The sequence below is a fragment of the Streptomyces sp. T39 genome (genome assembly GCF_008042045.1).
Taxonomy (GTDB): domain Bacteria; phylum Actinomycetota; class Actinomycetes; order Streptomycetales; family Streptomycetaceae; genus Streptomyces.
Window position 1 is genome coordinate 574,262 of record NZ_RDBP01000012.1, and the last position, 19,486, is coordinate 593,747.

A 19,486-nucleotide genomic window follows, 5' to 3' on the forward strand; every position below is an offset into this window, starting at 1 on the left:
CGGGAGACGGCGCGTCGGGCCGGGCGTTCGGGGAGGGCGATCTCGGAGCCGTTGCGGGTGATCTTCTCGACGAGGGTGTGGTCGGTGTGGGCYCCGCCACCGCCAGCGTCCTCGACATGGCCGAGGCCTACTCCACCCTCGCCAACCACGGCGCCCACACCGACCACACCCTCGTCGAGAAGATCACCCGCAACGGCTCCGAGATCGCCCTCCCCGAACGCCCGGCCCGACGCGCCGTCTCCCGCGAGGCCGCCGACACCACCACCGCCGTGCTGCAGAGCGTCGTCGACGGGGGCACCGGCGCCGCCGCCGGCGCCGTGGGCCGGCCCGCGGCCGGCAAGACGGGCACCGCCGAGGAGGACCGCGCCGCCTGGTTCGCCGGATACACCCCCGACCTGGTCACCGTCGTCGCCGTCATGGGCCAGGACCCCAAGACCGGCGCCCAGACCCCCCTCTACGGCGCCCTCGGCGCACCCCGCGTCAACGGCGGCGGCATCCCCGCCGAGATCTGGGCCCGCTACACCTCCGCCGCCCTGGAAGGCAGCGAGGTGCGCGGCTTCGACCTGCAGGTGACCGAGCCCATCAAGGAACCCGACGAGGCCGAGGAATCCGCGGAGGCCGGCGAATCCACACCGCCCTACGACGCCGAAGGCGAGGGGGACGGCGGTGACGGCGGCTGGGAGGAGGGCGCGGGCGGCCCCGGCGCACCGACCGGCCCCGGCCGCACGACCCGCCCGGCACCCGCCGACGGCACGCACACCCCCGGACAGAGCACCGGCCCCGGCGGCCATGCCGCCACCGCACCGCCCGTCACGGCCCCCGCGGCCGCACCGCCCGCCCCCGAGCCGGCGGCCGGCCCCGCACACGACACGTCGCCGGACCGGGCACCGGACACCGGCACCACGACCCGCTGACCGCGACCGCCGCTCAGTGACCCGAGGTCGCCTTCAGACCCACCACGGCCACCAGCAGCAGACACACGAAGAAGATCCGGGCCGCCGTGACCGGCTCGTCCAGCACCAGCATGCCCACCACCGCCGCACCAGCGGCCCCGATACCCACCCACACGCCGTACGCGGTGCCGATCGGCAGCGACTTCGCCGCCTGCGCGAGCAGCACCATGCTGGCCACGATCCCGAGACCGGTGAACACGCTCGGCCACAGCCGGGTGAACCCCTCGGTGAACTTCATCCCGATCGACCAGCCCACTTCGAGCAGACCGGCGACGACAAGCAGGACCCAGGCCATGACGGCACCTCCGAGACACGGGAACACCACAGGGTGCGTCGTCTTTGCGAAGCCCGGTACGGCGCGTCTCGTCGGGTCCCTCCACCGTAGCAACCACAGGCAGCGACCCCATGCCAAGGGCCGGTGACCTCCGCCACCGGCCCCGCTCACACCCTCGACACGGCTACAGGTACAGCCCCGTCGAATCCTCCGACCCCTGGAAACGGTCGGCCGCCACCGCATGCAGATCACGCTCGCGCATCAGCACGTACGCCACACCCCGCACCTCGACCTCCGCCCGGTCCTCCGGGTCGTACAGCACCCGGTCACCGATCTCCACCGTGCGCACGTTCTGCCCGACGGCGATCACCTCGGCCCACGCCAGACGCCGGCCGACCGCCGCCGTCGCCGGGATCACGATGCCCCCGCTGGAGCGCCGCTCACCCTCCGGGATGTCCGTCCGCACCAGCACACGGTCGTGCAGCATCCGGATCGGAAGCTTGTCGTGCTGGGTCCTGTGCTCATCTCTGCTGGCGCTCACGCCACGAACCTACCCGCCCCGGCAGCCCCGGCGCCCCACAGGGTCACACCCTGCGCCGGCGCGCCGACATCGCCAGCAGACCCACCAGACCGACGGCCACCAGAGCCACCGGCACCACCCGCTCCAGCCGCGGCGCGCCCTCCTCGGACACGAACCTCGCCTTCACGTCCGACACCGTGCGATTCACGGCGACGAACGCCCGGCCGGCCGTCGCGTCCACCGTGGACGCCACCCTCGCCTTCGCGTCACCGATCACCGTCCGGGGATGCACACGCACACCGATCTCGTCGAGCATCTCGGCCAGCTGCTCGCGCCGGCGGACGATGTCCGCCTCGATCTGCGCAGGGGTCCTGGTATCCGACACCGCGCCGCCTCCCTGGTCGTGTCGTCGTCCTGTGGTCGTGCAGTCCTTGTCCCGCAGGCCCGCGGCCCCGCGGGTCCGTGCCCGCCGTTCCGTGGTCCTGCATCGACAGTCTGTCAGCTGCCGCGTCCCCGCACCCCACGGCACCCCCATTACGCTCGACGGCGTACACCCTCACGGACCCCGAGGAGAACCATGAGCGAGCGCCTGGCACCCGGCGACACCGCCCCCGCCTTCACCCTTCCCGACGCCGACGGCAACGACATCTCGCTCGCCGACCACAAGGGCCGCAAGGTCATCGTCTACTTCTACCCCGCCGCGCTCACGCCAGGCTGCACCAAGCAGGCCTGCGACTTCACCGACAACCTCGACCTGCTCGCGGAGGCCGGCTACGACGTCATCGGCGTCTCCCCCGACAAGCCCGAGAAGCTCGCGAAGTTCCGCGACACCGAGAACCTCAAGGTCACCCTCGTCGGAGACCCCTCCAAGGAGGTCCTCACCGCCTACGGGGCCTTCGGCGAGAAGAAGCTCTACGGCAAGACGGTGACCGGCGTCATCCGCTCCACCGTCGTCGTCGACGAGGACGGCAAGGTCGAGCGCGCCCTGTACAACGTCAAGGCCACCGGCCACGTCGCCAAGATCATCAAGGACCTGGGGATCTGACCCCTCCCCGGCCCCGCCCCCTGTGACCGCGGTCCCACTCCCGGGACCGCGGTTTGCTTTCGCCACGATCGGTCAGACGTATCCCCTGGCAACACCTTCCAGGAAAGGACGCGCACATGGCGGATTCGGAACAGCGGGACACTCCGGATCCCGCAGCGGTCAAGCGCCACCCCATCCTCTTCCGCACCATCAAGCAGCGGAGGAACCCCAGGCTCAGGCGGACGGACATCACCGTCACCGACGAGGCCGCCGTCAAGCGCGCCGTCAAGGCCGCCTCGCTCGGCAACGCCATGGAGTGGTTCGACTTCGGGATCTACAGCTACCTGGCCGTCACCATCGGTCACGTCTTCTTCCCGTCCGGCAACGAGACCGCCCAGCTGCTGTCGTCCTTCGCCACCTTCGCCGTCGCCTTCCTGGTACGGCCCCTCGGCGGCATGTTCTTCGGGCCCATGGGCGACCGCATCGGCCGCAAGAAGGTCCTCGCCCTGACCATGATCCTCATGGCCGTCGGCACCTTCGCCATCGGCCTGATCCCGTCCTACTCCGCCATCGGCTTCTGGGCACCCGTCCTGCTGATCCTCTTCCGCCTCGTCCAGGGCTTCTCCACCGGCGGCGAATACGGCGGCGCCTCCACCTTCATCGCCGAGTACGCCCCCGACAAGCGGCGCGGCTTCTTCGGCAGCTTCCTCGAATTCGGCACCCTCGCCGGCTACATCGGCGCCGCCGGCCTCGTCACCGCCCTCACCGCACTCCTCGGCGACGCCGCCATGGAGGACTGGGGCTGGCGCGTCCCCTTCCTCGTCGCCGGACCCCTCGGCCTCGTCGGCCTCTACCTGCGACTGCGCCTCGACGAGACCCCCGCCTTCCAGAAGCTGGAGGACGAATCCGCCCACGCCTCCGAGGCCGCGGACACCGTCGAGACCTCCACCAAGGGCGACCTCGCCAAGATCTTCCGCCAGTACTGGCCCACCCTGATCCTGTGCATCGCCCTTGTCGGCGCCTACAACATCACCGACTACATGCTGCTCTCCTACATGCCGACCTACCTCTCCGACGAGCTCGGCTACAGCGAGACCCACGGCCTGCTGATCCTGCTCGGCGTGATGGCCGCCCTCATGGCCGTCATCAACCAGGTCGGCCGCCTCAGCGACCGCTTCGGCCGCAAGCCGCTCCTGATGACCGGCATGCTCGGCTTCCTCGTCCTGTCGGCCCCCGCCTTCCTCCTCATCGGACAGGGCAGCATCCTGGCCATCACCGCGGGCATGCTGATGCTCGGCCTCTCCCTGGTGTGCCTGCTCGGCACGATGTCCGCCGCGCTCCCGGCGCTCTTCCCCACCCAGGTGCGCTACGGCTCGCTCTCGGTCGGCTACAACCTCTCGGCGTCCCTCTTCGGCGGCACCACCCCCCTGGTGATCACCGCCCTCATCAGCTGGACCGGCAGCAACCTGATGCCGGCCTACTACTCCATGGCCGCCGCCCTGGTCGGCGTGATCGCCGTCGCCTGCATGAAGGAGACGGCCCAGCAGCCCCTCCAGGGCTCGCCCCCGTCCGTCAGCACCAAGGAGGAGGCCGCCGACATGGTCCTCGCCACGGCCCCCGACCCGAAGTTCTGACCCACATCGCGCCCCCTCCGGAGCGCCCCGCCCCGCCCCTGGCACGGGGCGGGGCGCTCCGTTTTCCGTGCGTGACCGTCCGGCCACCGGTTCGTTGCTCCGTACGGGCGACGAACGCACAGCCGGACGGGGAGGGCGGGATGGCGACGAGCCGGTTCACCAAGGAATGCCTGGAAGCGGCCGCTCGGGACGCACGGTCCATGAGCGAGATGATGACGGGGCTCGGCCTCGACCCGCGCGGAGCCACCCGCCGGTACCTCCGCGCGCGGATGATCCGCCTCGGGGTCGACACCTCGCACTTCGAACGGGAGGGGGTGCGGTGGACGCGGGAGGTCCTCTCCCCCGTCGTCGCCGCGTCGAGCAGCATGTGCGAGGTGCTGAGACGCCTCGGGCTCGATGTCGTGGGCGGGTACCACACCCACATCAGCAGGCGGGTCACGGCGCTCGGACTGGACACCTCCCACTTCCGGCCGCCGGACCGGGCGGGAGGGACCAGGCGGCGCGACCCGGGGGCGGTCCTCGTGGTCCAGCCACCGGAACGATCGCGGCGCATCCCGGGCGAGCGCCTGCGCCGGGCGATGACCGCGTCAGGTGTCCCGGACCGTTGCGCCCTGTGCGCCACGACGCCGTCCTGGCGCGGGCGGCCCCTTCCCCTCGAGGTCGACCACAGGGACGGGGACTGGCGGAACAACCGCCCGGAGAACCTCCGGCTGCTCTGCCCCAACTGCCACGCGGTCACCGACACCTACCGGGGGCGGGCAAAGAGGCGCCCGGCCACGCCAGGCACCGCGGACCGGCTGAGGTCCGCCGTCGCAGGCTCGGTCTCCGTGGCCGGAGCGCTGCGTCTGATGGGCCGCCCGGTCAGCCCCCGGCAGCGTGCGCTCTTCGGTGAACTCGTGGCGGAGCACGGCGTCGACACGTCGCACTTCCACCGGCAGGTCCATCTGCGGAGACAGCCTGTCGCCCCGCCCCGGAGCGCGGACGAGATCCTGGTACGCCACGACCGGGGCCGGCGGACCAGGACGGTGGTGCTGCGCCGCGCGCTGACGGAGACCGGGGTCCCGGAGCTGTGCGCCGGGTGCGGGACCGGGCCGCGGTGGCTGGGGCGGAGGATGGTCCTGGAGGTCGACCACATCAACGGCGACCGGCACGACGACCGCCGCCGGAACCTCCGGCTGCTCTGCCCCAACTGCCACGCGGTCACCGGGACCTGGTGCAGGGGTGGGCAGCGGATCGGCTCGTAGGCGGGGTTCGCCCACCGGCGGGATCATCAGTCAGTACAGTGGACGCGGTACCGGCGCCCGTACGCCAACGGCTGAGCGGCGACCTTTAGGTGGTCGTGTCTGTCGGTTCGAATCCGACCGGGCGTACCGCGGTCACAGGCCCGCCCCGCATCAGCGGGGCGGGCCTGTGACGTTCCTTCGTCAGCCCAGCAGTTCGCGCACCACCGGCACCAGGGCCCGGAAGGCCTTGCCGCGGTGGCTGATGGCGTTCTTCTCGGCGGGGGTGAGTTCCGCGCAGGTGCGGGTGTCGCCCTCGGGCTGGAGGATCGGGTCGTAGCCGAAGCCGTTGGCGCCGTGGGGGGAGCGGCGGAGGGTGCCGTTCAGGCGGCCTTCGACGACGCGTTCGGTGCCGTCGGGGAGGGCGAGGGCGGCGGCGCAGGCGAAGTGGGCGCCGCGGTGGGGGGTGTCGATGTCGAGGAGCTGGGCGAGCAGCAGGTCGAGGTTGGCCCGGTCGTCGCCGTGGGTGCCGGACCAGCGGGCGGAGAAGATGCCGGGGGCGCCGCCGAGGACGTCGACGCAGAGGCCGGAGTCGTCGGCGACGGCGGGCAGGCCGGTGGCGCGGGCGAGGGCGTGGGCCTTGAGGAGGGCGTTCTCGGCGAAGGTGACGCCGGTTTCCTTGACGTCGGGGATGTCGGGGAAGGCCTCCGCGCCGACGAGTTCGTGGGTGATGCCCGCGTCGGCGAGGATGGCCTTCAGTTCGGTGATCTTCCCGGCGTTGCGGGTGGCGAGGATGAGTCGGGTCATGCCCCGATTATCCGGGGGTGCAGACCTTGCCGATCTCGGTGGCGGCGTCGGTGACGGGTGAGACGTCGGGGGTGGCGTCGCCGTTCTCGATGGCGGTGCGGACGTTGGTGACGCCGGTCCTGAGGTCGTCGACGGCCTTGGTGAGGTCGGCGTTGTCGGTCTTGTCGCCGAGGTTGCCGAGTTCGCGCTCGATGGCGTCGAGTGATTCCCTGGCCTGGCTCAGGTCGCTGGTGCCGGTGGCGACGGCGTCCTGGAGGTTGCCGACGCTGGTGGCTATGGCGTCCGCGGTCTCGACGCATTCGATGGCCTTGTCGAGTGCGGCGCAGCCGACGGTGGCGGGCACGAGCAGGGCGGCGGTGGCGATGCTGAGGGCGATACGTCGGCGCGCGGCCATGTGGAACGGTCCTCCCGGGTGGTGGACGGGCGCACGGTTCGGCCCGTGCGCCCGTACCGGTGGGGACGCCGGTGGGCGTGGTTCGGTTGCCCGGTCAGGCGAGGGCGTCGCGCTGGAGGGCGGCGAGGTCGGCGCAGCCTCCGGTGGCGAGGTCGAGGAGGGCGTTGAGTTCTTTGCGGTCGAAGGGTTCGGCTTCGGCGGTGCCCTGGACCTCGACGAAGCGGCCGTCGCCGGTGCAGACGACGTTCATGTCGGTTTCGGCGCGGACGTCTTCCTCGTAGCAGAGGTCGAGGAGGGGGGTGCCGTCGACGATGCCGACGCTGACGGCGGCGACGGTGCCGGTGAGGGGCTTGCGGCCGGCCTTGATCAGTTTCCTGCCCTGGGCCCAGGTGACGGCGTCGGCGAGGGCGACGTAGGCGCCGGTGATGGCGGCGGTGCGGGTGCCGCCGTCGGCCTGGAGGACGTCGCAGTCGAGGACGATGGTGTTCTCGCCGAGGGCTTTGTAGTCGATGACGGCGCGCAGGGACCGGCCGATGAGGCGGCTGATCTCGTGGGTGCGTCCGCCGATCTTGCCGCGGACGGATTCGCGGTCGCCGCGGGTGTTGGTGGAGCGGGGGAGCATCGAGTATTCGCTGGTGACCCAGCCTTCGCCGGTGCCCTTGCGCCAGCGGGGCACGCCTTCGGTGAAGGAGGCGGTGCAGAAGACCTTGGTGTCGCCGAAGGAGATGAGGACGGAGCCCTCTGCGTGCTTGCTCCATCCGCGTTCGATGGTGACGGGTCGGAGCTGTTCGGGGGTGCGGCCGTCGATGCGTGACATGGGGGCGAGCCTAGCGGCAGATGGGTGAGGGGCCTGTTCCGGTTGATCGGATTCAGGCCCCTCGGGTGTGCCGTGTGGTGGGGTCAGCTCACATCATGTCTTCGATGTCGGCGGCGATGGGGTCGGCGTCGGTGCCGATGACGACCTGGATCGCGGTGCCCATCTTGACGACGCCGTGGGCGCCGGCGGCCTTGAGGGCTGCTTCGTCGACCTTGGCGGGGTCGACGACTTCGGTGCGCAGGCGCGTGATGCAGCCTTCGATCTCCTCGATGTTCTCGATTCCGCCGAGCCCGGCGACGATCTTCTCTGCCTTGCTGGCCATGTTGTCTCCCTGCGTTCAAGTGCGCTGAGCGCTGCCTCGGCCCACCGTTGGTCCGGTTTGTCACGGTAACGCACGGTTGGCCCACGTTCACGGGCGGGCAGCCGTCTCGTACCGAATGATGACGATCACCGGCCCCCTGCCGTACCAGCGGTGCGGCGTGGGGCGCCCGATCGCCATCGACTGGTCTACACCAGTCTGCAAACGCCTGCCAAACAGAGCCTGTTCCGGGAGGACGCCGATGAGCACCGAGAGTGCGGCCGCGCCGCAGCGCAAGTGGTGGAACGGGCTCTTCCAGGGGCTCCAGAAAGTGGGACGGAGCCTTCAGCTGCCGGTCGCCGTGCTGCCGGCGGCCGGTCTGCTCGTCAGCCTCGGCAATCTCTTCGCGGCCTATCTGGACGGACCGTTCTGGGACAAGACGTCGAAGGTCCTGATCAACGGCGGCACCGGGATCCTGGACGGTGCGCTGGGGCTGCCGCTGCTGTTCTGCATCGGTGTGGCGATCGGTTTCGCGAAGAAGGCCGACGGGTCGACGGCGCTCGCCGCGGTGGCGGGCTTCCTCGTCTACTTCAACGTGCTGAAGGCGTTCCCGGTGGACGGGACGGTGACGGAGCTGACGCCGGACGGGACCCCGCAGAATCCGGGTGTGCTGGGCGGCATCCTGATCGGGCTGCTGACCGCGGTGATCTGGCAGCGGTACCACCGGACCCGGCTGGTGGACTGGCTGGGTTTCTTCAACGGCCGCCGGCTCGTCCCGATCATCATGGCGTTCGTCTGCTGCGGTCTGGGTGTGGTGTTCGGGCTGCTGTGGGAGCCGGTGGGCGATGCGCTGACCTGGTTCTCCAAGCAGTTGATCGACATGGGCTCGTGGGGTGCGGGCATCTTCGGTGTGGCGAACCGCCTGCTGATCCCGATCGGCATGCACCAGTTCCTGAACACGTTCTTCTGGTTCCAGGCGGGCGAGTACACGGACGAGGACGGCACCGGGGTCCAGGGCGACCTGACGCGCTTCTTCGCGGGTGACCCGGACGCGGGCCAGTTCATGTCCGGGTTCTTCCCGATCATGATGTTCGGTCTGCCGGCGGCGGCTCTGGCGATCACCCACTGCGCCCGGCCGGAGCACCGCAAGCGGGTGGCGGGGCTGATGTTCTCGGTCGCGCTGACGTCGTTCGTGACGGGTGTGACGGAGCCGCTGGAGTTCTCGTTCATGTTCGCCGCGCCGCTGCTGTACGGGCTGCACGCGCTGCTGACGGGTGCCTCGATGGCGATCACCTGGGCCCTGGGGGTGCACGCGGGCTTCAGCTTCTCGGCGGGGCTGATCGACTACGTCGTGAACTGGCATCTCGATACGAAGCCATGGCTGATCCTGCCGATCGGCGCGTGCTTCGCGGTCGTCTACTACGTGCTGTTCCGGGTTTTGATCACCGCTTTCAATATTCCGACCCCGGGGCGGGAGCCGGACGAGGTCCAGGAGGAGATGGAGCGGGAGCAGACGAAGTAGTCGCGCGGGCGACGAAAGCGCAGGCCAGGAGGCCCCTCGACCCGATCGGGTCGGGGGGTCTTCGCGTGGTTGACCGGATCGTTACCCCGGCGGGGAAATGCGAAGGTTCCTTATCTAACCCTCACCGTGCTACAACAGGTCTACACCACTCAGTGGTGTAGACCACGCGGTCCAGACCACTGCCGCGTTCCCCGTTTCGAGTCGCCGCCGCCTCCCCCGTTGTGCATCCTTCGGCGGCGCCTTGCTCCCTGGAGGAAGTTGATGTCCACGGCCAGCGCCGCCCCCGCGGCGGACAAGAAGAAGACGGGCGCCGGCGCCATGGCTGTGCTGCAGCGCATCGGCCGCAGCCTCATGCTGCCGGTCGCCGTGCTGCCCGCTGCCGCCCTGCTGGTCCGGCTCGGGAACAACGACATGCTCGGCAGGGAGTCGTTCCCGGAGTTCGTCACCAAGATCGCCGGCTTCATGTCCGCGGGTGGCAACGCCATCCTCGACAACATGGCCCTGCTGTTCGCGGTGGGCATCGCGATCGGATTCGCGAAGAAGGCGGACGGCTCGACCGCGCTCGCGGCCGTGACCGGATACCTCGTCTTCAAGAACGTGCTCGGCACCTTCACCGACGGCAGCCTCCCCGAGAAGGAGGCCATCGTCGACGGCAAGATAGTGATGGTCGAGCAGGCGGTCGACGCCAAGGTGCTCGGCGGTGTCGTGATGGGCATCGTCGTCGCGCTGCTCTACCAGCGCTTCTACCGCACCAAGCTCCCCGACTGGGCGGGCTTCTTCGGCGGCCGCCGCCTGGTCCCGATCCTCTCCGCCTTCGCCGGTCTGATCATCGGCATCGCCTTCGGCTACATCTGGCCGGTCCTCGGCGCGGGTCTGCACAACTTCGGTGAGTGGCTGGTCGGTTCGGGCGCGGTCGGCGCCGGCATCTTCGGTGTCGCCAACCGCGGTCTCATCCCGGTCGGCATGCACCACCTGCTGAACTCCTTCCCGTGGTTCCAGGCGGGCGAGTACAACGGCAAGAGCGGCGACATCGCCCGCTTCCTGGAGGGCGACCCGACCGCCGGCCAGTTCATGACCGGCTTCTTCCCGATCATGATGTTCGCGCTGCCCGCCGCCTGCCTGGCGATCGTGCACTGCGCCCGCCCCGAGCGCCGCAAGGTCGTCGGCGGCATGATGTTCTCCCTCGCGCTGACCTCCTTCGTCACCGGTGTGACCGAGCCGATCGAGTTCACGTTCATGTTCATCGCGCCGGTGCTGTACGCGATCCACGCGGTGCTCACCGGTGTCTCGATGGCGCTGACCTGGGCGCTCGGCATGAAGGACGGCTTCGGCTTCTCCGCCGGCGCGGTCGACTTCTTCCTCAACCTGGGCATCGCGACCAACCCGTGGGGCCTGGCCCTGGTCGGCCTGTGCTTCGCGGCGGTCTACTACGTGGTCTTCCGCTTCGCGATCACCAAGTTCAACCTGCCGACGCCGGGCCGCGAGTCCGACGAGGAGCTCGCCGAGCTCCGGAAGGCCGAGGCCAAGTAGGCCCGGGCCGCCCCGGCGGCGGCCCCTCGCACCGGCCCGGTCCGTCTCCGCGGCCCGGCCCAGCGCACCGGAGCCCCGGCCCGTCTTCACGGGCCGGGGCTCCGGCCGTGTCCGCGGGCACGCGGGCCCCGCGTCAGGCGGGCCCGTCGCCCGGGACGCAGAGGACCGGGACCGAGGACAGGTGGAGCAGCTTGTGCGGGGTGGACCCGAGCAGCGCGCCGCGCATCGGGCTCTCGCCGTAGGTGCCGACGACGATCACCCGGGCGCCGTGCCGGGCCGCGGAGTCCAGCAGCGCGGCCGCCGGACGTTCGTCGAGGATCTCGACGGTGGTCGGCACCCCGGCCTCGTCCGCCACCGCGACCGCGTGCCCCAGTGCCGTGCGGCCCGCCTTGCGCAGGGCCTCGGCGTGGGCGCCGTACTCCTCCCCCATCGATCCGGGGGCGGCCGCGCCGTAGACGAGCACGAGCGGTTCGCCGAAGGCGGCGGCCACCTCGACGGCCACCCGCAGTGCCCGCACGGCACCGGGGGATTCGTCGTAACCGAGGACGACCGGCATGTCAGGGCCCCTTCCCGGAGGCGGACGGCGGGTTCGTGCCGTCGCCGTCGTGCCCGCCGTGCGGCACGGCGTCCGGGCCGGCCACCGAGGGACGCTCGCGCCAGAACGGGCCGCCCGCGATCCGCTGGGCGATCATCACGGCCACGCCGACCGCCACGATGACGATGCCGATGACCAGCGGCGGGCCGAGGCCGAACCAGGACACCCCGCTGTAGGAGTTCTCCGGGTCGGCCATGTCGCCGACCGACTCCACGAGCAGCCAGGCGAGCAGCCCGGCCCCGACGAGCGGTCCGACGCCGATGAGCAGGAAGTTGCGGACGCTCTCGGTCAGCCTGCGGCGGTAGTAGACGGCGCACGCCACCCCGGTGAGGGCGTAGTAGAAGGCGATGAGCAGCGAGAGCGCGGTGAGCGAGTCGAAGAGGGCGTTCTCGCTGATCTGGTTGACGACGAGGTACCAGACGATCGCCACGACGGCGACGCCCCAGGTGCTGACGTCGGGGGTGCGGAAGCGGGGGTGGATGCGGGCCAGCGGGTTCGGCAGCGCTCCGCGGCGGGCCATCGACAGGGCGGTGCGGGACGCCGGGATGATCGTGGTCTGGGTGGAGGCGAGCGCGGAGGTGGAGACCGCGAGCAGCACGACCCAGTCCCAGCCGCCCATGGCCTCGTTCGCGAGGACGGCGAAGATGAACTCCTCCTCGGCGGCGTTCTCCGCGAGGAAGACGGGGCCCGCGTAGGCGACCACGGCGATGCCGACGGACAGGTAGGTGACCACCAGGACGATCGTGGACCAGATCCCGGCCCGGCCGGGTGCGCTGGCGGAGTCCTTGACCTCTTCGGTGAGGTTGACCGCGGACTCCCAGCCCCAGTACATGAAGACGCCGAGGAGCAGTCCGCCGGTGAGGGCCGCGCCGCCCGCGCCGAAGGGATCGAGCCAGGCGAAGCGTGGTTCGACGGCGTCGAGCGAGCCGGTGCCGGCGTAGACGCGGTAGAGCGCGACGGCGGCGAAGATCAGCAGGCACACGATCTGGGCGACGATCAGCGCGTTCTGGATGCGGGCCGACGCCTCGGTGCCGATGACGCAGATCGCCGTCATGCCGAGGATGAGCAGCACGGTGAGGAGCTGGCGGACGAAGGCGTTGTCGGCCCAGCTGTCGAGTCCGACGGTGAGGAGTCCGAAGCCGACGGCGACGTCGGCGAGCGAGCCGACGACCAGGACGCCGGTCATCATGACCGCCCAGCCGCCGAGCCAGCCGGTCCACGGGCCCATGGCCCGGGTCACCCAGGAGAAGGTGGTGCCGCAGTCCTGGTCGACGCGGTTGAGGTAGAAGAACGCCGAGGCGATCAGCAGCATCGGGACGAAGGACGCCAGCACCACACCGGGGGCGTAGATCCCGACGAGGGCCACGATGGGGCCGATGACGGCGGCCAGGGAGTAGGCCGGTGACGTCGAGTTGACGCCGATGACGAGGGCGTCGAAGAAGCCGATCGCGTTGTGCTTCAGTTCCGGTGGACGGGCGCCGGAGCCCTGGGAGGGGCCGGTTCCCGCGAGGTCTTCTGCCATGGTGCCCCCGCTGCGCGAGGCGTTGGAGCGGAGCGTACCCGGACAATTCTGCCACCGGGCGGCGGCCTCGGCCCGGTGACGGACCGTGGCCCCGGCGGCGGCCGGGGCCGGGGTGCGGCGTCAGATCTCGTAGACCGCGCCGGGCCGGGCGATCTCGGCGGGTCCGGTGAAGACCTCGCGGGCGTCGGCGAGGTTGCGGGCGCCGTCCGTCCAGGGCGGGATGTGGGTCAGCACCAGGCGGCCGACGTCCGCCTTCCGGGCGGACGCGCCGGCCTCGCGGCCGTTGAGGTGGAGGTCGGGGATGTCCTCCTTGCCGTGCACGAAGGACGCCTCGCACAGGTACAGGTCGGTGCCGGCCGCCAGTTCGTCGAGCGTCTCGCTGACACCGGTGTCCCCGGAGTACGTCAGCGATCTGCCGCCGTGCTCGACCCGGATCGCGTACGTCTCGACGGGGTGGGCCATGCGTTCGGTGCGCACCGAGAACGGGCCGATCTCGAAGCTGCCCGGCTTGAGGGTGTGGAAGTCGAAGACCTCGCTCATCGCGGACGACGTGGGCGTGTCGGCGTAGGCCGTCACCAGCCGCTGTTCGGTGCCCTCGGGTCCGTGGACCGGGATGGCGGGGCAGCGGCCGCCGTCGTGGCGGTAGTAGCGGGCCACGAAGTAGCCGCACATGTCGATGCAGTGGTCCGCGTGGAGATGGCTGAGGAAGATGGCGTCGAGGTCGTAGAGACCGCAGTGGCGCTGCAGTTCGCCGAGGGCGCCGTTGCCCATGTCGAGGAGCAGCCGGAAGCCGTCGGCCTCTACGAGGTAGCTCGAGCAGGCCGATTCCGCGGAAGGGAACGACCCCGAGCAACCGACGACGGTGAGCTTCATGGAGCTTGAACCTCCGTTGACGAAGGAGGGCTGGGGGAAGGTCGTGCGGTGCGTCGAGCGTAAGGCGCAAAAGCCCTGGTCGCTCCTCAGCGACGCTCTGTTGTGGGCGAACTCACCCCGTGACCGCGCCGGGACGCACCGGGCAGGCGACGGTACCGTCTTCCCATGGAGACGTCGTGGTGGCTCGCCGTGGTCGCCGTCGTGGTGCTGGCGCTCGTCGCCGCGCTCTCGGACGGGATCGGGCGTCGTGGGCGGGGGGCCGGCCGGCGCCCCGCGGGCCGGGGGCGTCCGCCGGCGCGCCCGGGTGAGCGCCCTCGCGGGCGGGGGCGGCTTCCGTCGCCGGGCGAGATCTGGTGGGCCGAGGTGCCCTACGAGGACGGGCCGGGATCGAAGGACCGGCCGTGTCTGGTGCTGTCGGTCCGGGGTGACGCGGTGCTGGTCGCGAAGATCACCAGCAAGCACCACGAGGAGCGGCCGGGGGTCATCGCGCTGCCGCCGGGTGCGGTGGGCGACGCACAGGGGCGGCGGAGCTTCCTGGAGACGGACGAGCTGCGCACGGTGCGGCCGGCGGGCTTCCGGCGCCGGGTGGGCGCGGTCGATCCGGCGGTGTGGAGGAAGGTCAGGCACCTGGCGGCGTGAGCCGGGGGCGTGCGGACGAACGGGCCGGGCGGTCCGTACCCGTGGGGGTACGGACCGCCCGGCCCGTTGGCGTGTCCGGCGTCAGGCCCAGAGCTGGCCCTGCACGGTCTCGATCGCCTCTTCGGTCGTCTTCGCGGTGTAGACGCCGGTCGACAGGTACTTCCAGCCTCCGTCGGCGACGACGAAGGCGATGTCGGCGCTCTGTCCCGCCTTGAGGGCCTTGTTGCCCACGCCGATCGCGGCGTGCAGCGCGGCTCCCGTGGAGATGCCCGCGAAGATGCCTTCCTGCCGGAGCAGTTCGCGGGTGCGGGTGACGGCGTCCGCCGAGCCGACCGAGAAGCGGGTGGTCAGCACGGAGGCGTCGTACAGCTCGGGGACGAAGCCCTCGTCGAGGTTGCGCAGCCCGTAGACCAGGTCGTCGTAGCGCGGTTCGGCGGCGACGATCTTCACGTCGGGCTTGTGCTCGCGCAGGTAGCGGCCGACTCCCATGAGGGTGCCGGTGGTGCCGAGGCCGGCCACGAAGTGGGTGATGGACGGCAGGTCGGCGAGGATCTCGGGGCCGGTGGTCGCGTAGTGGGCGCCGGCGTTCCCCGGGTTGCCGTACTGGTAGAGCATCACCCAGGTGGGGTTCTGCTCCGCGAGTTCCTTGGCCACGCGGACGGCGGTGTTGGAGCCGCCGGCCGCGGGGGACGAGATGATCTCGGCCCCCCACATGGTGAGCAGGTCGCGGCGTTCCTGCGAGGTGTTCTCCGGCATGACGCAGACGATGCGGTAGCCCTTGAGCCTGGCCGCCATCGCCAGCGAGATGCCGGTGTTGCCGCTGGTCGGTTCGAGGATGGTGCAGCCGGGGGTGAGCCGGCCGTCCTTCTCGGCCTGCTCGACCATGTGGAGCGCGGGGCGGTCCTTGATCGAGCCGGTCGGGTTGCGGTCCTCCAGCTTGGCCCAGATGCGGACGTCGTCGGAGGGCGACAGACGGGGCAGCCGGACCAGGGGCGTGTTGCCGACGGCCGCGAGGGGGGAGTCGTACCGCATCAGCGCATGCCACCGGCGACGGCCGGCAGGATCGTCACGTTGTCGCCGTCGGACAGTTCGGTGGAGATGCCGTCGAGGAAGCGGACGTCCTCGTCGTTCAGGTAGACGTTGACGAAGCGGCGCAGCTGGTCGCCGTCGACGATGCGTGCCTGGATGCCGGTGTGGCGGGACTCGAGGTCGGCGAACAGGTCGGCGAGGGTCTTCCCGTTGCCTTCGACGGCCTTGGCTCCGTCGGTGTAGCTGCGGAGGATGGTCGGGATGCGGACCTCGATGGCCATGGTGTGGGCTCCTGTCGGAAGGGTGGCGTAGGGGCGCGCGGCTCGGGCCCCCCGCGCGAGGGGGTGCTGCTGGGCTCGGTGCGCTCGTACGTCAGGTGGCGCTGGCGCGTACGAACGGGGCGCGCGCCGTACACATCGCGCTGGCGAGGCGGCACAGGTCGACGTGCAGCCGCGCAACGAGCAGCAGGGTGCTCGGCGTCTTGTCGCTCACGTCATGGACAACCATGCGGTCATCGTATCGATTCCCGGTCCGGGATCCGGAGTGTGATCTCACATCATGGAAAGGTCCGGCTCAGCATTCGGTCCCGCACCGGCGCGCGAGCCGTGCCCGGCCGGGCCGTCGGCGGGCCCGGCCCGGGTGGGGCGCGGTGTCTACCGGTACGCCTCGACGACCTTCACGTCTTCCTCCGTGATCACTCCGTCCACGATGCGGAACGAGCGGAACTGGAAGGGGCCCGCCTCGTCGTGGTCCGCCGTGGAGACGAGGACGTAGTGGGCGCCGGGCTCGTTGGCGTAGGTGACGTCGGTGCGGGAGGGGTAGGCCTCGGTCGCGGTGTGGGAGTGGTAGATGATCACCGGCTCCTCGTCGTTGTCGTCGAGTTCGCGGTAGAGCTTCAGCAGATCCGCGGAGTCGAACTCGTAGAACGTGGGCGAGCGGGCGGCGTTGAGCATGGGGATGAACCGCTCGGGGCGGCCGGAACCCTCCGGTCCCGCGACGACGCCGCACGCCTCGTCGGGGTGGTCCGCACGGGCATGGGCGACGATCTGGTCGAACAGGGCGCGGGTGATGGTCAGCATGGGCGACAGAATAGGCAGACGAGGCAGACGCGCGCGTCCTTGTCGTACGCGATCATGCAGGTCACGCCGATGAGGAAGAGGAGCGCGACCCAGCTGAACAGGGCGCCGCCGGGGGCGGGGAAGGACGAGGCGCGCAGGCGCCCGGCGTCGACCGCCGCGCGGTAGCGGATGTGGCTGACGAGGATCATCATCCACGTCCAGATGCCGGCCGCGGTGGCGACGGAGGTGACGTAGAGGAACGCCTTCTCCGGGACGACGTAGTTGAGGACGACGCCGATGCCCATCAGGGCCACGGAGACCGCGATGCCGACGGCGGGGGTGCGGCGGGCGTTCAGCTTGCCGAAGGCCTGCGGGGCCTCGTTGTTGGCGGCGAGGTCGCGGAGCATCCGGCCGGTGGAGTACATGCCGGAGTTGCAGGACGACAGGGCCGCGGTGAGGACCACGAAGTTGACGATGCCGGCCGCGAGCGGGATGCCGATCTTGCCGAAGGCGTGGACGAACGGGCTCTCGCCCGCGGAGAACTCGGTCCACTTCACCACGGACAGGATGACCAGCAGGGCGCCGACGTAGAAGACGATGATGCGCCAGGGCAGCGTGTTGATGGCCTTGGGCAGCGTCTTCTCGGGGTTCTCGGACTCGCCGGCCGTGACACCGACGAGCTCGACGGCGAGGTAGGCGAACATGACGCCCTGGAGGGTCATCAGGCTGGAGCCGATGCCGTTGGGGAAGAAGCCGTCGTGGGACCAGAGGTTGGACACCGTGGCGGTGTCACCGGCGTCGGAGAAGCCGAGGGTGAGGACACCCAGGCCGATCACGATCATGCCGATGATCGCGGTGACCTTGATCATCGAGAACCAGAACTCGACCTCGCCGAAGATCTTCACCGAGATCAGGTTCACGCCGAAGAGCACCACCAGGAAGACCAGGGCGCTGACCCATTGCGGGATGGCGGGGAACCAGAAGTGGATGTAGATGGCCGCGGCGGTGAGCTCGGCCATGCCGGTCACCACCCACATCAGCCAGTACGTCCAGCCGGTGACGAATCCGAAGAACGGGCCGAGGAACTCGCGTGCGTATTCGGCGAACGAACCCGAGACCGGCCGGTAGAGGAGCAGCTCACCGAGTGCTCGCATGATGAAGAAGATGACGACGCCCGCGAGGGCGTACATGAGGATGATGCTCGGACCGGCCTTGGCGATGTTCGCCCCGGCGCCCATGAACAGGCCGACGCCGATGGCGCCGCCGATGGCGATCATCTGGACCTGACGGCTGCCGAGTCCGCGCTCGTAGCCCTCCTGCGAGGTGTTGCCCCCGGCCTCGTCGCCGGTGTTCTTGTCGACCTGCACCGAGGTCATGGTGATGCGCCTTTCTCCATGCCGATCCGCTCCGCCGGACGACGGTCGCGGATCAGGTCCTGATCCCCCCGGATATGGATGGAGTGCCACCGGCGGTCTGCCGGCCCCAGCGCCCTCGGGAACAGGGGTGGCGTTCCCGAGCGGTCGTGAAGATTTATCACGGCCGCAACAGTGATCCACCGGGCGGAGTGTGGCGCACACCACAGGAAGAAGCGGACATAAGAAACCCGCGTCGGCAAAACGCGCCGCGCGGGTGACGTGATCGTTATCCGGATTTGAGTGTTCGTTGAGCGAACCGGGGGTGAGGCGGGCCCGTCGCCCGGGTGGCGGCGGGCGCCGCCGCCCGGGTCACGGCATCAGGGTCTCCACGAGGGTCTCCTGGAGGGCGCCCAGCCACAGGTAGGCCATGACCATCGGTTTGCGCGGGTCGGAGTCGGGGAGCCGGTAGAGGCGGCTGTTCTCGTCCTCGTCGCCGACGTCGAGGCGGGTGCCGATGGTCAGGCGGAGATCGTTGAGCGACCCGAGCCAGTGCAGGCAGTCCTCGGCGTCCAGTTCCAGCACGGCGCCGCCGTCGCCGCCGGCGGGGGTGAGCCCGTCCAGCGTGCGGACCATGGCGAGCGCGTCGTCGCGCTTGCGGGAACGCAGGTCGTTCTCGGTGAAGCGGCGGAACTCGGCGGAGGCCGCGCGCAGTTCCTCGTCCTCCGGGTCGTCGCGGGGGCCGCCGTACGCCTCGGGGAACAGGCGCGCGAGCGCCGGGTCGGAGGGCGGCTCGCTGGGGCCCACGGCGAAGAGGGCGGCGAGCGGGTCCTCGCCCTGGGCCGGTTCGTCGCCGGGCCCGATGAGCTCCAGCAACTGGACGGCGAGGGAGCGCAGGATGGAGATCTCGACCTCGTCCAGCGCGACAGCGGCCCCGCCGCCCGCGAGCGGCTCGAAGTGGGAGCTCATGCGTTGCGGTCCTGGGAGAGGGTCGCCCACAGTCCGTAGCCGTGCATCGCCTGCACGTCGCGTTCCATCTCCTCGCGGGTGCCACTGGAGACGATCGCTCGCCCCTTGCGGTGGACGTCGAGCATCAGCTTGTGCGCCTTGTCCTTGGGATAGCCGAAGTACGCCTGGAAGACGTAGGTGACATAGCTCATCAGATTGACGGGGTCGTTGTGCACGATGGTCACCCAGGGCACGTCCGGCTCGGGGACGGCAGCGATCTCCTCGGCCGACTCGGTCCGCTCGATCTCCAGTGGCACAGTCACTCCACCCATGCTGCCACCTGACACCCCCGGTCGCACAAACGGCCCTCCGCCCCGGGAGAGATCTCGTCAGAGTGACGAAATGGGGTGTACGCTGACCGTCATGGCTGCACCGAACGGGGCCGTGTCCCCGGAGCACCGCCCGGCCGCCGGCCGG

At 70.5% G+C, this 19,486-nt stretch carries 23 protein-coding genes, 1 tRNA gene, 1 pseudogene and 1 riboswitch; of the genes and pseudogenes, 8 read left to right on the forward strand and 17 right to left on the reverse strand.

Annotated elements, in window-relative coordinates; all coding sequences use genetic code 11:
• Positions 1-914, forward strand: a 914-nt coding sequence (locus EAO77_RS39730; protein ID WP_261993784.1) for a penicillin-binding transpeptidase domain-containing protein, incomplete at its 5' end; no start/stop codon positions are given.
• 13 nt (positions 915-927) lie between these two features.
• Here EAO77_RS39730 and EAO77_RS03450 read toward each other — a convergent pair.
• The 3 genes from EAO77_RS03450 to EAO77_RS03460 form a co-directional block, all read right to left on the reverse strand.
• Entirely contained in the window at positions 928-1,248 is a 321-nt protein-coding gene (locus EAO77_RS03450) for a DMT family transporter (protein WP_147986645.1), read from the reverse strand.
• 32 nt (positions 1,249-1,280) lie between these two features.
• Positions 1,281-1,343: riboswitch (guanidine-III (ykkC-III) riboswitch) on the reverse strand.
• 68 nt (positions 1,344-1,411) lie between these two features.
• On the reverse strand, positions 1,412-1,714 hold the full coding sequence (locus EAO77_RS03455) for a GroES family chaperonin (protein WP_410088512.1): 303 nt from the start codon (positions 1,712-1,714) through the stop codon (positions 1,412-1,414).
• Between the two features lie 97 nt (positions 1,715-1,811).
• The gene (locus EAO77_RS03460; protein WP_147986647.1) at positions 1,812-2,132 is read right to left on the reverse strand and encodes a DUF3618 domain-containing protein; all 321 of its coding nucleotides are present in this window, start codon (positions 2,130-2,132) and stop codon (positions 1,812-1,814) included.
• A gap of 192 nt (positions 2,133-2,324) precedes the next feature.
• On the opposite strand from EAO77_RS03460, the gene bcp reads away from it, so the two are divergent.
• From bcp to EAO77_RS03480, 4 genes and pseudogenes are all read left to right on the forward strand, one after another.
• Positions 2,325-2,792: a thioredoxin-dependent thiol peroxidase gene (gene bcp, locus EAO77_RS03465; RefSeq protein ID WP_147986648.1), complete on the forward strand. Its 468-nt coding sequence runs from the start codon at positions 2,325-2,327 to the stop codon at positions 2,790-2,792.
• A 116-nt stretch (positions 2,793-2,908) separates the two neighbouring features.
• Positions 2,909-4,405 carry a glycine betaine/L-proline transporter ProP gene (gene proP / locus EAO77_RS03470; RefSeq protein ID WP_147986649.1) on the forward strand — a complete coding sequence of 499 codons (1,497 nt, stop codon included), beginning with the start codon at positions 2,909-2,911 and terminating at the stop codon, positions 4,403-4,405.
• A 140-nt stretch (positions 4,406-4,545) separates the two neighbouring features.
• Positions 4,546-5,175 (forward strand): annotated as a pseudogene (locus tag EAO77_RS39735) (HNH endonuclease); the annotation flags it as partial.
• A gap of 527 nt (positions 5,176-5,702) precedes the next feature.
• Positions 5,703-5,775: transfer RNA gene (locus EAO77_RS03480), tRNA-Leu, on the forward strand.
• 54 nt (positions 5,776-5,829) lie between these two features.
• Here EAO77_RS03480 and rdgB read toward each other — a convergent pair.
• From rdgB to EAO77_RS03500, 4 genes are all read right to left on the reverse strand, one after another.
• Positions 5,830-6,432 (reverse strand): RdgB/HAM1 family non-canonical purine NTP pyrophosphatase, encoded by a 603-nt coding sequence (gene rdgB / locus EAO77_RS03485; RefSeq protein WP_147986651.1) that lies wholly within the window; start codon positions 6,430-6,432, stop codon positions 5,830-5,832.
• 7 nt (positions 6,433-6,439) lie between these two features.
• The gene (locus tag EAO77_RS03490; RefSeq protein ID WP_147986652.1) at positions 6,440-6,826 is read right to left on the reverse strand and encodes a hypothetical protein; all 387 of its coding nucleotides are present in this window, start codon (positions 6,824-6,826) and stop codon (positions 6,440-6,442) included.
• 94 nt (positions 6,827-6,920) lie between these two features.
• Complete coding sequence (gene rph / locus EAO77_RS03495) at positions 6,921-7,643, reverse strand: ribonuclease PH (RefSeq protein ID WP_147986653.1); 723 nt, start codon at positions 7,641-7,643, stop codon at positions 6,921-6,923.
• A gap of 88 nt (positions 7,644-7,731) precedes the next feature.
• On the reverse strand, positions 7,732-7,965 hold the full coding sequence (locus tag EAO77_RS03500; protein WP_147986654.1) for a glucose PTS transporter subunit EIIB: 234 nt from the start codon (positions 7,963-7,965) through the stop codon (positions 7,732-7,734).
• Positions 7,966-8,203: 238 nt separating this feature from the next.
• On the opposite strand from EAO77_RS03500, the gene EAO77_RS03505 reads away from it, so the two are divergent.
• Both EAO77_RS03505 and EAO77_RS03510 read left to right on the forward strand, forming a co-directional pair.
• Entirely contained in the window at positions 8,204-9,463 is a 1,260-nt protein-coding gene (locus tag EAO77_RS03505; RefSeq protein WP_147986655.1) for a PTS transporter subunit EIIC, read from the forward strand.
• Positions 9,464-9,724: 261 nt separating this feature from the next.
• Positions 9,725-10,993: a PTS transporter subunit EIIC gene (locus EAO77_RS03510; protein ID WP_147986656.1), complete on the forward strand. Its 1,269-nt coding sequence runs from the start codon at positions 9,725-9,727 to the stop codon at positions 10,991-10,993.
• Between the two features lie 133 nt (positions 10,994-11,126).
• Here EAO77_RS03510 and EAO77_RS03515 read toward each other — a convergent pair whose 3' ends face one another.
• From EAO77_RS03515 to EAO77_RS03525, 3 genes are all read right to left on the reverse strand, one after another.
• A complete protein-coding gene (locus EAO77_RS03515; RefSeq protein ID WP_147986657.1) occupies positions 11,127-11,549 on the reverse strand; it encodes a universal stress protein in 423 nt (140 codons plus the stop codon).
• A 1-nt stretch (position 11,550) separates the two neighbouring features.
• Positions 11,551-13,110 (reverse strand): APC family permease, encoded by a 1,560-nt coding sequence (locus EAO77_RS03520; protein ID WP_147986658.1) that lies wholly within the window; start codon positions 13,108-13,110, stop codon positions 11,551-11,553.
• A 120-nt stretch (positions 13,111-13,230) separates the two neighbouring features.
• Entirely contained in the window at positions 13,231-13,983 is a 753-nt protein-coding gene (locus tag EAO77_RS03525; RefSeq protein ID WP_147986659.1) for an MBL fold metallo-hydrolase, read from the reverse strand.
• Positions 13,984-14,148: 165 nt separating this feature from the next.
• Between EAO77_RS03525 and EAO77_RS03530 the strand changes: the two genes are divergently transcribed.
• Positions 14,149-14,622, forward strand: a complete 474-nt coding sequence (locus tag EAO77_RS03530) for a type II toxin-antitoxin system PemK/MazF family toxin (protein ID WP_147986660.1) — start codon at positions 14,149-14,151, stop codon at positions 14,620-14,622.
• An 81-nt stretch (positions 14,623-14,703) separates the two neighbouring features.
• Here the strand turns inward: EAO77_RS03530 and EAO77_RS03535 are convergent, their stop codons facing one another.
• The 7 genes from EAO77_RS03535 to clpS all read right to left on the reverse strand — a co-directional run bounded on the left by EAO77_RS03535 (position 14,704) and on the right by clpS (position 19,341).
• Positions 14,704-15,654 (reverse strand): PLP-dependent cysteine synthase family protein, encoded by a 951-nt coding sequence (locus tag EAO77_RS03535; RefSeq protein ID WP_147986661.1) that lies wholly within the window; start codon positions 15,652-15,654, stop codon positions 14,704-14,706.
• The gene (locus EAO77_RS03540; protein WP_147986662.1) at positions 15,654-15,932 is read right to left on the reverse strand and encodes a MoaD/ThiS family protein; all 279 of its coding nucleotides are present in this window, start codon (positions 15,930-15,932) and stop codon (positions 15,654-15,656) included. The genes EAO77_RS03535 and EAO77_RS03540 overlap by 1 nt, the downstream gene beginning before the upstream one ends.
• A gap of 91 nt (positions 15,933-16,023) precedes the next feature.
• Entirely contained in the window at positions 16,024-16,158 is a 135-nt protein-coding gene (locus EAO77_RS03545) for a putative leader peptide (RefSeq protein WP_315986075.1), read from the reverse strand.
• Between the two features lie 146 nt (positions 16,159-16,304).
• On the reverse strand, positions 16,305-16,730 hold the full coding sequence (locus EAO77_RS03550) for a Mov34/MPN/PAD-1 family protein (RefSeq protein ID WP_147986664.1): 426 nt from the start codon (positions 16,728-16,730) through the stop codon (positions 16,305-16,307).
• Positions 16,724-18,085 carry an amino acid permease gene (locus tag EAO77_RS03555; protein ID WP_261993785.1) on the reverse strand — a complete coding sequence of 454 codons (1,362 nt, stop codon included), beginning with the start codon at positions 18,083-18,085 and terminating at the stop codon, positions 16,724-16,726. Before EAO77_RS03555 ends, EAO77_RS03550 begins: the two co-directional genes overlap by 7 nt.
• Before the next feature lie 348 nt (positions 18,086-18,433).
• Positions 18,434-19,030, reverse strand: coding sequence for a DUF2017 domain-containing protein (locus EAO77_RS03560; protein WP_147986665.1), 597 nt, complete (start codon positions 19,028-19,030; stop codon positions 18,434-18,436).
• Positions 19,027-19,341: an ATP-dependent Clp protease adapter ClpS gene (gene clpS, locus EAO77_RS03565; protein WP_147986666.1), complete on the reverse strand. Its 315-nt coding sequence runs from the start codon at positions 19,339-19,341 to the stop codon at positions 19,027-19,029. Before clpS ends, EAO77_RS03560 begins: the two co-directional genes overlap by 4 nt.
• Between the last annotated feature and the right edge of the window lie 145 nt (positions 19,342-19,486).

Excerpts from the sequence above, each read along its gene's own strand:
- EAO77_RS03510 (WP_147986656.1), top strand. The coding sequence starts at position 9,725 with ATGTCCACGGCCAGCGCCGCCCCCGCGGCGGACAAGAAGAAGACGGGC.
- EAO77_RS03515 (WP_147986657.1), bottom strand. The coding sequence starts at position 11,549 with ATGCCGGTCGTCCTCGGTTACGACGAATCCCCCGGTGCCGTGCGGGCA.
- EAO77_RS03490 (WP_147986652.1), bottom strand. The coding sequence starts at position 6,826 with ATGGCCGCGCGCCGACGTATCGCCCTCAGCATCGCCACCGCCGCCCTG.
- EAO77_RS03455 (WP_410088512.1), bottom strand. The coding sequence starts at position 1,714 with ATGCTGCACGACCGTGTGCTGGTGCGGACGGACATCCCGGAGGGTGAG.
- EAO77_RS03500 (WP_147986654.1), bottom strand. The coding sequence starts at position 7,965 with ATGGCCAGCAAGGCAGAGAAGATCGTCGCCGGGCTCGGCGGAATCGAG.
- EAO77_RS03560 (WP_147986665.1), bottom strand. The coding sequence starts at position 19,030 with ATGAGCTCCCACTTCGAGCCGCTCGCGGGCGGCGGGGCCGCTGTCGCG.
- EAO77_RS03525 (WP_147986659.1), bottom strand. The coding sequence starts at position 13,983 with ATGAAGCTCACCGTCGTCGGTTGCTCGGGGTCGTTCCCTTCCGCGGAA.
- EAO77_RS03555 (WP_261993785.1), bottom strand. The coding sequence starts at position 18,085 with ATGACCTCGGTGCAGGTCGACAAGAACACCGGCGACGAGGCCGGGGGC.
- EAO77_RS03535 (WP_147986661.1), bottom strand. The coding sequence starts at position 15,654 with ATGCGGTACGACTCCCCCCTCGCGGCCGTCGGCAACACGCCCCTGGTC.
- EAO77_RS03550 (WP_147986664.1), bottom strand. The coding sequence starts at position 16,730 with ATGCTGACCATCACCCGCGCCCTGTTCGACCAGATCGTCGCCCATGCC.
- EAO77_RS03530 (WP_147986660.1), top strand. The coding sequence starts at position 14,149 with ATGGAGACGTCGTGGTGGCTCGCCGTGGTCGCCGTCGTGGTGCTGGCG.
- EAO77_RS03545 (WP_315986075.1), bottom strand. The coding sequence starts at position 16,158 with ATGGTTGTCCATGACGTGAGCGACAAGACGCCGAGCACCCTGCTGCTC.
- rdgB (WP_147986651.1), bottom strand. The coding sequence starts at position 6,432 with ATGACCCGACTCATCCTCGCCACCCGCAACGCCGGGAAGATCACCGAA.
- EAO77_RS03520 (WP_147986658.1), bottom strand. The coding sequence starts at position 13,110 with ATGGCAGAAGACCTCGCGGGAACCGGCCCCTCCCAGGGCTCCGGCGCC.
- EAO77_RS03450 (WP_147986645.1), bottom strand. The coding sequence starts at position 1,248 with ATGGCCTGGGTCCTGCTTGTCGTCGCCGGTCTGCTCGAAGTGGGCTGG.
- clpS (WP_147986666.1), bottom strand. The coding sequence starts at position 19,341 with ATGGGTGGAGTGACTGTGCCACTGGAGATCGAGCGGACCGAGTCGGCC.
- EAO77_RS03505 (WP_147986655.1), top strand. The coding sequence starts at position 8,204 with ATGAGCACCGAGAGTGCGGCCGCGCCGCAGCGCAAGTGGTGGAACGGG.
- rph (WP_147986653.1), bottom strand. The coding sequence starts at position 7,643 with ATGTCACGCATCGACGGCCGCACCCCCGAACAGCTCCGACCCGTCACC.
- bcp (WP_147986648.1), top strand. The coding sequence starts at position 2,325 with ATGAGCGAGCGCCTGGCACCCGGCGACACCGCCCCCGCCTTCACCCTT.
- EAO77_RS03540 (WP_147986662.1), bottom strand. The coding sequence starts at position 15,932 with ATGGCCATCGAGGTCCGCATCCCGACCATCCTCCGCAGCTACACCGAC.
- proP (WP_147986649.1), top strand. The coding sequence starts at position 2,909 with ATGGCGGATTCGGAACAGCGGGACACTCCGGATCCCGCAGCGGTCAAG.